At 66.6% G+C, this 12,646-nt stretch carries 8 protein-coding genes; 6 read left to right on the plus strand and 2 right to left on the minus strand.

Translation table 11 applies throughout. The features are described from left to right. The first annotated feature begins 155 nt into the window (after positions 1-155). Positions 156-1,319, plus strand: coding sequence for a methyl-accepting chemotaxis protein (locus tag ABRZ00_RS02485; protein ID WP_368641261.1), 1,164 nt, complete (start codon positions 156-158; stop codon positions 1,317-1,319). Between the two features lie 208 nt (positions 1,320-1,527). Here the strand turns inward: ABRZ00_RS02485 and gnd are convergent, their stop codons facing one another. Beyond that, positions 1,528-2,559: a phosphogluconate dehydrogenase (NAD(+)-dependent, decarboxylating) gene (gene gnd / locus ABRZ00_RS02490; RefSeq protein WP_368641260.1), complete on the minus strand. Its 1,032-nt coding sequence runs from the start codon at positions 2,557-2,559 to the stop codon at positions 1,528-1,530. A gap of 90 nt (positions 2,560-2,649) precedes the next feature. Then, complete coding sequence (locus tag ABRZ00_RS02495; RefSeq protein ID WP_368641259.1) at positions 2,650-4,689, minus strand: OPT family oligopeptide transporter; 2,040 nt, start codon at positions 4,687-4,689, stop codon at positions 2,650-2,652. 164 nt (positions 4,690-4,853) lie between these two features. Here ABRZ00_RS02495 and ABRZ00_RS02500 point away from each other — a divergent pair, with 164 nt between their 5' ends. The 5 genes from ABRZ00_RS02500 (at position 4,854) to ABRZ00_RS02520 (ending at position 12,644) form a co-directional block, all read left to right on the plus strand. Continuing rightward, positions 4,854-6,104 carry an IS256 family transposase gene (locus ABRZ00_RS02500; RefSeq protein WP_368641258.1) on the plus strand — a complete coding sequence of 417 codons (1,251 nt, stop codon included), beginning with the start codon at positions 4,854-4,856 and terminating at the stop codon, positions 6,102-6,104. Between the two features lie 262 nt (positions 6,105-6,366). After that, complete coding sequence (locus tag ABRZ00_RS02505) at positions 6,367-6,678, plus strand: HigA family addiction module antitoxin (RefSeq protein WP_368641257.1); 312 nt, start codon at positions 6,367-6,369, stop codon at positions 6,676-6,678. A gap of 169 nt (positions 6,679-6,847) precedes the next feature. After that, complete coding sequence (gene mutS, locus ABRZ00_RS02510) at positions 6,848-9,445, plus strand: DNA mismatch repair protein MutS (RefSeq protein WP_368641256.1); 2,598 nt, start codon at positions 6,848-6,850, stop codon at positions 9,443-9,445. 42 nt (positions 9,446-9,487) lie between these two features. Beyond that, positions 9,488-10,678, plus strand: a complete 1,191-nt coding sequence (locus tag ABRZ00_RS02515; RefSeq protein ID WP_368641255.1) for a JmjC domain-containing protein — start codon at positions 9,488-9,490, stop codon at positions 10,676-10,678. 160 nt (positions 10,679-10,838) lie between these two features. Beyond that, complete coding sequence (locus tag ABRZ00_RS02520; protein WP_368641254.1) at positions 10,839-12,644, plus strand: assimilatory sulfite reductase (NADPH) flavoprotein subunit; 1,806 nt, start codon at positions 10,839-10,841, stop codon at positions 12,642-12,644. Positions 12,645-12,646: the final 2 nt, after the last annotated feature.

Here is a 12,646-nt window from a genome sequence, read left to right on the forward strand (position 1 = left end):
TGATGATGGGTATTGGCACGCGCAAATGTCCTCCCCTCCGGGGGGCCGATATAGTGGCCGGATACAGTGCGCCCAGGCATGCGGCACGCCGTCCGGCACCCGCCCGGGACAGCCCATAAAAACGAGCAGCCCGAACGCTGCGACGGAGACACGACATGAAGCATTTCTTTCTGCGGCGCTCGCTGCGCGTCCGGCTGACACTTTCCCTCCTGACGCTGCTGCTGCCTACCCTGCTGGCCTGCGGCGGCGCCTTGTGGCTGGCCGCGCCGGTGCCGGACAGCCTGCGCCACGGCCTGATCGGGCTCGCGCTGGCGGCCGTTCTGCTGACCTGGATGATCTACCGGGTCTTGCTGCGCATGGTCCTGAACCCTCTGCTGGACAGCGGCCAACTGTTGCGCGGGATCGCCGCCGGCGACCTGACGGCCGTCATCGAAGTCTGGACCCGGGATGAAATCGGACAACTCTTCCAGGGCCTGAAGGATACGCAGGATAGCCTGCAAGCCATGATCTCCATGGTGCTGGAGCGCACCGGCCGCATGGTCGACGGCGCACGGGAAATCGCCGCCGGCAATCAGGACTTGAACGATCGCACGCAGCAGCAGGCCGCGGCCCTTCAACAGACCGCCGCCAGCATCGAGGAGTTGGCCAGCAGCACCCGCCAGAACGCGGACAACGCCCGGCAGGCCAATCAATTGGCGGGCGAGGCGTCAGGCGTGGCCGCCAGCGGCGGCCAGACCGTGGATGCGCTGATCGAAACCATGGCGGGCATCTCGGACAGTTCCCAGAAGATCGGCGAGATCGTCGGCGTCATCGACAGCATCGCCTTCCAAACCAACATCCTCGCCCTGAACGCGGCCGTCGAAGCCGCCCGCGCCGGCGAGGAAGGCCGCGGCTTCGCCGTCGTGGCCTCTGAAGTCCGGGCGCTCGCCCAGCGCAGCGCCGCCGCCGCGCACGAGATCAAGGCCCTGATCGAACAATCCGCTCACCGCATCGAGGACGGCGCGGCCCGCATGCGGCACGCTGGCCGGACCATGCAGGAAATCGTCGTCTCGATCCAGAAAGTATCCGGCTTCATGGGGGAAATCACGACCGCCACTGTGGAGCAGTCGGCCGGCATCGAGCAGATCAGCCAGGCCATGTCGCAGATCGACGCCGTCACCCGGCAGAACACCCGCCTGGTGCAGCAGGCCGCCCGCGCCACCGGCGAGCAGGAGCGCCTGGCCGACGAAGTGAAGGACTCCCTGGCCGTGTTCAAGCTGGGGCAGCGGCCTGTGGATCGAGAGGCCGAACCGCAGGCCCCCTTGCTGGCGATGACGTGAGCGATTTATCCACGCGGATTGTGGACAATGCCATGGACAAGTCCTGAGAGACTTGATTTTCTTCTTTCAAATCAAGAAGATAATCCAACAGGCGAAGAAATGACCGTTGCATGACAAGCGACAGCCGGAGGAAATTATCCACCTGATCTGTGGACAAACCCATGGACAAACCTCGGGATTTCCCTGATTCCGGCCACAAAACAAAGACTTACGCCGAGCGGTCGGTTTGTGTTCCCGGCTCTTCGTGCCCGCCAAACCCCTTGCGCATCGCCGACAAAACCTTGTTGGCGAACTCCGCATTGCCGCGCGACTGGAAGCGCTCGAACAGCGCCGCGCCGAGCACCGGCACCGGCACGCCCTCATCGATGGCGGCATGCAGCGTCCAGCGGCCTTCGCCGGAATCCGACACCCGCCCCGCGAAGCCATCCAACTCAGGGTCGGCCTGCAACGCGCGCGCCGTCAGGTCCAGCAGCCAGGACCCGATCACGCTGCCCCGGCGCCAAAGCTCCGCGATTTCCGGCAGATCCATGTCGTACTGATAGTGCTGCGGATCGCGCATCGGCGTCGTCTCCGCAGTGGCCGCATGTTCGCCCTTGCCCACATTCGCGTGGCGCAACAGGTTGAAGCCTTCGGCATAGGCCTGCATGATCCCGTATTCGATGCCGTTGTGCACCATCTTCACGAAATGCCCGGCTCCCGCAGGACCGCAGTGCAGATAGCCCTGATCCGCCGTGCCCGCCTCGTCGCCGCGCCCCGGCGTGCGCGCGGCCGCATCCCGGCCCGGCGACAGTGCCGCGAACACCGGCTCCAGCCGCCCGACCGCATCCGCGGCGCCGCCGATCATCAGGCAATAGCCCCGCGCCTGCCCGTGCACGCCGCCGCTGGTGCCGACGTCCAGATAATGGATGCCCCGGCCCGCCAGCGCCTTGGCCCGCCGGATGTCGTCGTGATAGCAGGAATTGCCGCCATCGATGACCGTATCGTCCGCTTCGAGCAGCGGCACGAGCTGGTCCAGCACCCCGTCCACCAGGCCCGCCGGCACCATCAGCCAGACCGTTCTCGGACGCGGGAGTTGCGCGACCAGCTCAGTGAGCGAACCGGCTCCGGCAGCGCCATCGGCCACTAGCCGCGCGACCGCGTCTGCCTGCGGGTCGTAGGCGACGCAACGGATGTTTTTCCCCATGAGCCGCCGCGCCATGCCGGCGCCCATGCGCCCCAAACCGACCATGCCGATGTGCATGTGAATCTCCGTGAATTGCATTGGGGGTAATGGTACAGGGAGCTCACGGCGCCGTGACACGCCGGATATGAAGTGGACGCACCTGTTGCGTCAATCTTTTCCAGCCACACCGGCCGCCGCCAGCACACGCCGCACGAACACGGCGCACATGATTACAAAGGCCAGCAGCCCGATGCCGGTGGCGATCGGTGCGAACTCAGGCCCCGCCACCGCCAGCGGCGCATCGCCGCCGCCGGACGCCATGGAGCCCACGATCACGATGGCCAGCACCACGCCCACCAGGCTCTCGCCCACGATCAGTCCCGAAGCGAACAGCGTGCCCGTGCGCTCACTGGCCTGCTCGGCCTGATCGCGGCCCGCGCCGTCCGGCAGCGCCCGGGCGCGGATCCGGGCCCGCACGAACCACGAGATCAACGCGCCGACGAACAGCGCCGTCGCCACAGTGGGCGGCAGGTAGACGCCCATGGCCACCGCCAGCGGCGGCACGCGGAACCGGCTGAATCGCCCCAGAACCCAATCGAAAGCAATCAGCGCGGCGCCCACCAGCACACCGAGGCGGATGAAGGTCCAGTCCAGCGTGTGGCTGAACAGACCTTGCGCAATGGTGATCATGAGCGACGCTTGCGGCGCGGCCAGGGCCTGGGCGGGATCCATGCCTTCGCGCGGCAGGCTGCCGATGAAACCATAGGCCTCGTAGAGCAGCTCCAGCACCGGAGGAATCGTCACCGCGCCGATCACGCAACCGATGATCAGCGCCATCTGCTGCCGCCACGGGGTCGCATGCACCAGCCAGCCCGTCTTGAGGTCTTGCAGGTTATCGTTGGAAATTGCCGCCACGGCCACGACGACCGAGGTGCAGAACAGCGCCAGCGCCGTCATGAAGCGTACGGATTCGGGGTTGCCCAGCAGGTCTTGCGTCTGGCCGATACCGATGAAGATCATGGACGCGGCCAGGATGGCGATCACCGCGATGCCGGAGATCGGGCTGGCCGACGAGCCGACCAGGCCAGCCATGTAGCCGCAAGCGGCCGCCACCAGAAAACCGAAGACGAACGCCAGCACGACCCCGGCCACCACCAGGGTCCAGGCGGCCATCGCGGGCAGGCCCGAATCCGCCACGAAGGACTGGAACGTCGCGCCCAGCAGCAAGATCATAAGCAGCGTCAGCTTCAGCAGCAGCCCGGGCGGCAGGTCGGCGTCGGTGCGGCTCTGCCCCGACTCGCCCGGCCCGCGTTTCAGCACCGACAACGAAATCCGCATGCCTTCGATCATGGGGCGGATGAGCGTCAACAGCGTCCAGACCGCCGCCACGGCAATCATGCCCGCGCCGATCAAACGCACTTTGGAGACCCAGATACCGGAGGCGAAGTCCGCCAGGCTGACGCCATCGGGCATGGGCGAAAGCCACGTCAGCCAGGGCACGGCCACGCCCCAGGACAGCACCACGCCCAGCAGCATCGCCACACCGCCGACGATGCCCACAAGGTAGCCCGCACCGACCAGGGCAAAGGACAGCCCCAGGGGCAGTTGGAATACGGCGCGCCCGGCGCTGAACCAATAACCCACGCTGTCACTGGCCACGCGCAGGCCGCTCGTCATCAGGCTGAAGCCGCCCGCCAGCGCCCCGCCCAGCAGGATGTCGCGCAAACCGCCAGCCTGCCGCCGGGTTTCCGCGCCCTCGCCCGGAGCTTGCCCGACTTTCAGGATTTCGGCGGCGGCCACGCCTTCCGGGTACGGCAGGTCACTGTTGACGACCAGCGCGCGCCGCAGCGGCACGGTGAACACCACCCCCAGAATTCCGCCGCAGGCGCAGATCATGGCGGTTTGCAGCAGGGGGAATCCCGTCCAGTACCCCATCATCAGCAGCGCCGGCAACACGAAGATGACGGCCGACAAGGTGCCCGCCGCAGACGCCTGCGTCTGGACGATATTGTTCTCCAGAATATTGGAGTCACGGAACGCCCTCAGCACCGCCATGGAAATCACCGCTGCGGGGATCGAAGACGCGAAGGTCAGGCCCACTTTCAGGCCCAGGTAGACGTTGGACGCGGTGAAGACCAGGGTGATCAAAGCGCCCAGAATCACGCCCCGCAGGGTGAGTTCTTTAAGCGAAGCGTGCGAGTCGGGCATAGTGGGGGTGAGTCCTTTGAGACATGGATGATGTAATGCGCGCATTGTGAAGCATGCGGTGGAATTCGTCACGGGCCGGGCTGGTATTCGCGATCAGGGTTCGGCACGCGCGGGCCTGTCATTAATTTCGTGTTTGAGGCATAACATGACGCCAAGGAGTGTCTATGCCACGCAAACCAAGAACCCAGCCAGCCGCGCTGCCGACCATTGCTCCAGAGTTGCTGGAGTCGTTCGGTCACGGTCCGATGACGGCCGAAGCCATCAATGCTGCGTCCCTGGCCTTCAAGAAGGCGCTGATCGAGCGCGCCCTGGCCGGTGAGATGAACCATCACCTGGGCTATCCGGCCGGGGCAGCCAAGCCGGCAGCGGTCAGCAACCAGCGCAATGGCAAGGGCGCCAAGACCGTGCTGACCGAGGACGGCCCGATCCGCATCGAAGTGCCACGCGACCGCGATGGTAGCTTCGCCCCGCTGCTGATCCCCAAGCACGAACGCCGCTTCACGGGCTTTGACGACAAGATCGTCGCCATGTATGCCCGGGGGATGACGGTGCGCGAGATCCAGGGCTTTCTGCTGGAGCAGTACGCTACTGAGGTCTCACCAGACTTCATCAGCTCAGTCACCGATGAGGTGATGGCGGAGGTCACCGCCTGGCAAGCCAGGCCGCTCGAACCGATGTACCCGGTGGTGTTCTTCGATGCCCTGCGGGTCAAGATCCGCGAGGATGCGGTCGTGCGCAACAAGGCCGTCTACCTGGCCCTGGCGGTGCTGCCCGACGGCACCCGTGACATCCTGGGGCTGTGGATCGAAGGCACCGAAGGGGCCAAATTCTGGATGAAGGTTTTCAACGATCTGAAGACCCGAGGCGTGTGCGACATCCTGATCGCCGTCACCGACGGCCTCAAAGGCATGCCCGAAGCGCTGGCAGCCGTCTTTCCAGCCACCACGCTACAAACCTGCATCGTTCACCTGATCCGCAACAGCCTGGACTATGCGAGCTGGAAGGACCGTAAGGCGCTGGCTGCCGCCATCCGACCGATCTATACCGCCGTCAGCGCCGAAGCTGCTCAGGCCGAACTTGAGGCCTTTGCAGACGGTCCCTGGGGGCAGAAATTCCCGACCGTCAGCGCGGCATGGCGCAATGCGTGGGACCGGGTGATTCCGTTTTTTGCCTTCCCGCCGGCCGTGCGCCGTGTGATCTACACCACCAACGCCATCGAGAACATCAATTCGCAACTGCGCAAGATCATCAAGACTCGGGGGCATTTCCCCAGCGATGATGCCGCCGCTAAACTGATCTGGCTGGCGCTGCGCAATATCACGGCAAAATGGAGCCGATCCGCGCATGACTGGAAGCAGGCCATGAACCAGTTCGCGATCCTCTATGAGGATCGATTCAGCCGTCTTTCCGTGTAGTGCTCAACCCGCTTCAAACACGGAATTTCTGACAACCCCGCACGCGCGCGATCAATACCCATCCTTGTTATTCGTGCACCCATATCGAATACCGGTAAGCGGTATAAAATAAGAATCGGCAAGAACGCTGCTGCATCCGAATCAACGCACAATGGTGTATTTACTTTTTCTGGACTGATAAAGGCCAAGAAGAGATCAGAATTGTGGCCTACCACTGAAAAGCACTTCGCTTCAAAGGACACGTCTACAGAAGGATTCAATCATGATCAAAAGTGGCATGCGCCCCATACACCCCGGACATATCCTGCGTGAGGACTACCTGAAGCCTCTGGGCATGAGCGCCAACGCACTAGCCCGCCATCTGCTCGTTCCGGCTTCACGCATCAACGACATCCTGCTCGAACGGCGTGGTATCACGGCCGACACAGCGTTACGCTTAAGCCGCTACTTCGGCGGCGACGCACTATCCTGGCTGAACCTGCAAGTCGCCTTCGATCTGCGCACTGCCGAACTCAACACCGATCTGCAAACCGTGCTGGAATCGCTCCAGCCCATGGAGCCGACTCCGGCATAAGTGCTGGCCGCTGCCTCACTCGGCATCACGACGGTCCAGGTAGATTTCTAAAACATGGCTCCCGCGCTCATGCCGTCCACGATCTGGCGCCAACCAGCCCCAGACATCCCCCACCCCATTGAACGATAATACGGGTCTCCTCGTTTCACCTCCCGCCAGCATTCCGCCCATGTCCACCCCCGATCTCTCCGGCCACACGCCGATGATGCAGCAATATTTACAGCTCAAGGCCCAGGCCGGGTCGCATCTGCTGTTCTATCGCATGGGCGACTTCTACGAAATGTTCTACGAAGACGCGGAGCGCGGGGCACGGCTGCTGAACCTGACGCTGACCAAGCGCGGCACGTCCAACGGCGCGCCGATCCCGATGGCCGGCGTGCCGCATCACGCCATGGAGGGCTACCTGGCGCGGCTGGTGGCGCTGGGCGAATCCATCGCCATCTGCGAGCAGATCGGTGACCCGGCCGCCAGCAAGGGGCCCGTCGAGCGCAAGATCGTGCGCGTGGTGACGCCGGGCACGCTGACCGACGACGCGCTGCTGCCGGCCAACGACGACCGCCGGATCGCCGCATTGATCAGCGGGCGCGGCCATGGCCGAGAGACACTGGGCCTGGCCTGGATGAACCTGGCCAACGGCGACTTCAAGGCCTGCGAATCGACCCCCGAGCTGCTGGATGCGGAACTGGCCCGCATCGCGCCCGCCGAACTGGTCTGCGCGGAACAGGCGGACACGCAGCCGCTGGATGTTTCCGGGCTGGACGCGGCGATCAGCCGGGTGCCGGACTGGCACTTCGAGGCCGACGGCGCGCGCGATACGCTGCTGCGCCATTTCGGCGTGAACGATGTCGGCGCTTTCGGGCTGGATCACCTGCCGCTGGCGATGCGGGCGGCGGGCGCGCTACTGCGCTATGTCGGGGCCACGCAAACGCAGGCGCTCAGCCACGTGCACAGCCTGTCGGTGGATGCGGGCGGCGACTACGTGGTGCTGGACCCGGCCACGCGGCGCAACCTGGAGATCACGGACACGCTGAACGGCGGCGAGGGGCCGACGCTGTTCAGCACGCTGGACCACGCCCGCACGCCAATGGGCAGCCGCCAGTTGCGCCGCTGGCTGCAGGCGCCGCTGCGCGACAATCCGCAGGCGCAGGCGCGCCAGGACGCCATCACGCAGTTGCTGCAGGCGCCGGATGCCGATGGCGCGCTGCGCGCATTGCGCGATGCATTGCGGCTTCTGCCCGATCTGGAACGCATGGCGACCCGCCTGGCCCTGGGCACGATCCGCCCGCGCGAGCTGGCCAGCCTGCGCGATGCGCTGGGGGGGCTGGATGCGCTAGCGCAGGCGACCGCATCCGCCTTCGGCGCCCAGGGGCTGCTGGCCGACTGCCTGAGAGACGTGCCCGTCGACCCGGCGCTGCACGCGCTGCTGGCGCGCGGCATCGCCGCCGAGCCCGCCCTGGCGGTGCGCGACGGCGGCGTGATCGCCCCGGGCTACGATGCGGAGCTGGATGAACTGCGCCAACTGGCGGGCGACAACGGCGCCTTTCTGCTGGAAGTCGAAGCCCGGGAGCGCGAGCGCACCGGCATTGCCAATCTGCGGGTGGAATACAACCGCGTCCACGGTTTCTTCATCGAGGTCTCGCGCGGCCAGGCCGACAAGGTGCCCGACGACTACCGCCGCCGCCAGACATTGAAAAACGTGGAGCGCTACATCACGCCCGAGCTGAAAGCCTGGGAGGACAAGGTCCTGTCGGCCCGGGACCGCAGCCTGGGACGCGAGAAACTGCTGTACGAACAGATTCTCGCGCAGGCGGCGGCCCACGCGGCGGCCCTGGCGCGCAGCGCCGCCGCGCTGGCGCGGATCGACGCGCTGGCCGGGCTGGCCCACCATGCGCGCGCCCATGGCTGGGTCGCGCCGGTGCTGTCCGAAGACATCTGCCTGGAGATCGAGGCGGGCCGCCATCCGGTGGTGGAACACAGCATCGAGTCCTTCACGCCGAATGACTGCCGCATGGACGAAGAACGCCGCATGCTGCTGATCACGGGCCCGAACATGGGCGGCAAGTCCACCTATATGCGCCAGGTGGCGCTGATCGCGCTGCTGGCGCGCGCCGGCAGCTATGTGCCGGCCACCCGCGCGAAGATCGGCCCGCTGGACCGCATCTTCACGCGCATCGGTGCGGCCGACGACCTGGCCGGCGGGCGCTCGACCTTCATGATGGAAATGATGGAAGCGGGCGTGATCCTGGGCGCATCCACGCCACGCAGCCTGGTGCTGATGGACGAGATCGGCCGGGGCACGTCCACCTACGACGGCCTGGCGCTGGCCTGGGCCATCGCCCACCGGCTGCTGACGACCAACCGCGCCCTGACGCTGTTTGCCACGCACTACTTCGAGATGACCCGTCTGCCGGAGCGGACCCACGGCGTGAGCAACGTCCATCTGGCGGCGGCCGATGCGCCCGATGGCGTGGTCTTTCTGCACGAGGTCCGGCCCGGGCCGGCCAGCCAGAGCTACGGCCTGCACGTGGCCCAGCGGGCGGGCATCCCGCCGGTGGTGATCCGCCACGCCCGCAAAGAATTGGCCGAGCTGGAGGCACGCAATCGGGCGGAATCCCAACTGGGGTTGTTCGTGCAGCAGGTCGAGGAGGAGTCCGGCGGCGACCCGGATGCGCCGTTGCGCACCGCCTTGCAGGCGCTGGAACCCGACAGTCTCAGCCCGCGCGAGGCGCTGGAACTGATCTATCAACTGCGCCGCGATTTTCTCTGAGCGCCGCGCCCGGCCTGCCCGACACTTCACAGGACATCCGCCATGCAGCCCCCCGACATCGACCAGCCCACGCCGCTGCTGGGCGGCCTGACGCCCCAGGCTTTCATGCGCGACTACTGGCAGAAGCAGCCCCTGCTGGTGCGCCAGGCGATCCCGGGTTTCCAGCCGCCGGTCACGATCCAGGATGTGCAGACACTGGCCCGCCGCGAAGAGGTCGAGTCCCGCCTGATCACGCACGGCGAGCGGGGCTGGTCGCTGAAAAACGGGCCGTTTCGCCGGCTGCCGCCCGCCACCCAGCCCAATTGGACGCTGCTGGTGCAAAGCGTGGACCTGCACGACGACGCCTCGGCTGCGTTGATGCGGCAGTTCCGCTTCATTTCCGACGCGCGGCTGGACGACCTGATGATCAGCATCGCCACCGACGGCGGCGGCGTGGGCCCGCACTACGACAGCTACGACGTGTTCCTGCTGCAAGGCAGCGGCCGGCGCCGCTGGCGCACCAGCCGGCAGGCGGACCGCGCCCTGGTGCCCGGATTGCCGCTGAAGATCCTGGCCGATTTCCAGCCGGAAGCCGACGACATCCTGGAGCCCGGCGACATGCTGTACCTGCCGCCGCACGTCTGCCATGACGGCATTGCCCTGGGCAACGACTGCATGACGCTGTCGATCGGTTTCCGCGTACCCAGCCAGGCCACACTGGCCCGGGGCTTGCTGGAGGCCGCCGCCGACCAGATTTCCGCCCAGCACCTGGGCGATCCCGGGCTGTACGGGCATCCCTGCCTGCCCGGGCCCGATCTGGCCGCGTTGTACACCGACGCCGGCGCGCCCGCCACCCGCACACCGGCGGCGCTGCCCGATACGCTGGTGCAGGCCACGTTGGACACGCTGTCCAGGATCCGCCTGGACCAGGCGGTGGCGGCCCGGTTCCTGGGGCAATGGCTGACTTCACTGCCCGACAGCGCCCTGTTCGATCCCGCCGACGACCCCCTCTCGCTGAGCGCCGGAGTGCCCGCCTCCGGGCGCCTGGCCCTGGACCGCTGCACGCGGCTGATGTACAGCGGCCGGCAGCTTTTCATCAACGGAGAGGTCGCCCCCCAGGCCGCCGAGCCCGGCCTGGAAGCACTGGCCGACCGGCGCGTGCTGGATGCCGGCGCGGTGCGCCGCCTGGCGCCCGAAACCCTTGCCCTGCTCGATGAATGGCTGCAGGAAGGCTGGCTGCACTGGGAAGACTGAGCCCGGTCCATGTCGCGCCTTGCAAGGCGCTCCGATTCGTCAGGCCAGGTCATTCAGGCAATTTGCTTATGTCCACATAAAGACATAAGCATCGGTTCGTTCACGGCATGAAGGAAGCGTCCGAGAATGGACGCTTCCTTCATTTCCACAAGACCGTGCCATGCTCGCGCCGAACTACCTGCCCGAAGCCCACCATGCCCTGATCGCCGAATTGGCCGGCACGCTGGAGTCCCCCAGCCTGCACTGGCTCTCGGGCTATTTCGCCGGGGTCGCCCAGGCCCGCCAGCCCGCGCGCGAATCCGCGCCGCCGCTGACGGTGGCGGCCGCGCCCGCCGCCGACGCCGCGCGGCGTCTGACCATTCTCTACGGCAGCCAGACGGGCAATGCCAAGCGCCTGGCGACCGGGCTGTATGAACAGGTTCAGGGACTGGGCCTGGAGGCGCGCCTGGTCCGGGCCGACCAGTACAAGACCAAGGAGCTGAAGGACGAACAACTGCTCTATGTCGTGATGAGCACGCAAGGCGACGGCGATCCGCCCGACGACTCCATCGCCTGGGTCGAGTTCCTGCTGGGCAAGCGCGCGCCCAAACTGCCCCGGCTGAAATACGCCGTGCTCGGCCTGGGGGATTCCAGCTATCCCTCGTTCTGCGGCATTTCGCAAAAGATCGACGCCCGCCTGGCCGAGCTGGGCGCGCAGCGCCTGCAAGAGGCGGGCGCTGCCGACTTGGACGTCGAGACGGTCGCCATCCCCTGGCAGACCCGGGCCCTGGAACAGGCGCGCGAGGCCCTGAAAGCCGGCGCGGCCGCCGCCCCCCAGGCGACCGTGACGCCGCTGCATCCCCAGACCGAGAAATTCACCCGCGACCGCCCGTTCCAGGCCGAAGTCCTGCTGAACCAGCCCATCACGGGCCGCGGCAGCGACAAGGACATCCGCCACCTGGAGCTGTCCCTGGAGGGCAGCAAGCTGCATTACGAACCCGGCGATGCCCTGGGCGTGTGGCCCCTGCAGGACGATACCCTGGTCGCCCGCGTCCTGGAGGCCAGCGGCCTGAATGCCGCCGATGCCGTCGAACACCAGGGCGCCAGCCGTCCTCTGGGCGAATGGCTGGGCCGCTACCGCGAACTGACGGTGCTGACCCGCCCCTTCCTGGCGGCCCTGGCGGAACGCGCGCAGCAAGGCGACCTGACGGCGCTGCTGGCACCCGACGCCCGGGAGCAGTTGGCCGCCTACCTGAGCACGCATCAGTTGATCGATGCGCTGCGCCAATGGCCGGTGCGCTGGAGCGGGCCGGAACTGGTGGCGGCCCTGCGGCCACTGACTCCGCGCCTGTACTCGATCGCCTCCTGTGCGGCCGTGGCCGAAGACGAAGTCCACCTGACGCTCGGGCACGTCGCCTTCGAGCTGGACGGCGAAGCCCGCTGGGGCGTGGCCTCGCATTTCCTGTCCGAGCGCGCCGAAGGCGACACCGTTCCGGTCTTCATCGAGGAAAACACGCGCTTTCGCCTGCCGGCCGACGCGTCCCGCGACATCATCATGATCGGCGCGGGCACCGGCGTAGCGCCGTTTCGCGCCTTTGTCCAGGCACGCGCCGAGGCCGGCGCCCCGGGCCGCAACTGGCTGTTCTTCGGCAACCCGCATTTCACCAGCGACTTCCTGTACCAGACCGAATGGCAGCAGGCGTTGAAGGACGGCCATCTGCACCGCATCGACCTGGCATTTTCACGCGATCAGGCTGAAAAAATCTATGTGCAGCACAAGCTGCTGGCGCAAGGCGCGGACGTGTACGACTGGATCCAAGCAGGCGCCTGCGTCTACGTCTGCGGCGATGCCGACCGCATGGCCCGCGACGTACATGCCGCGCTGCTGGACATCGCCCGGGATCACGGCGGCCTGGACGACGAAGGCGCCCGCCAGTGGCTGGACGACCTGGCGGCCCAGGGGCGCTACGCGCGCGACGTCTACTGATC

It is taken from the genome of Castellaniella ginsengisoli, from assembly GCF_040955415.1.
Lineage (GTDB): Bacteria > Pseudomonadota > Gammaproteobacteria > Burkholderiales > Burkholderiaceae_B > Castellaniella > Castellaniella ginsengisoli.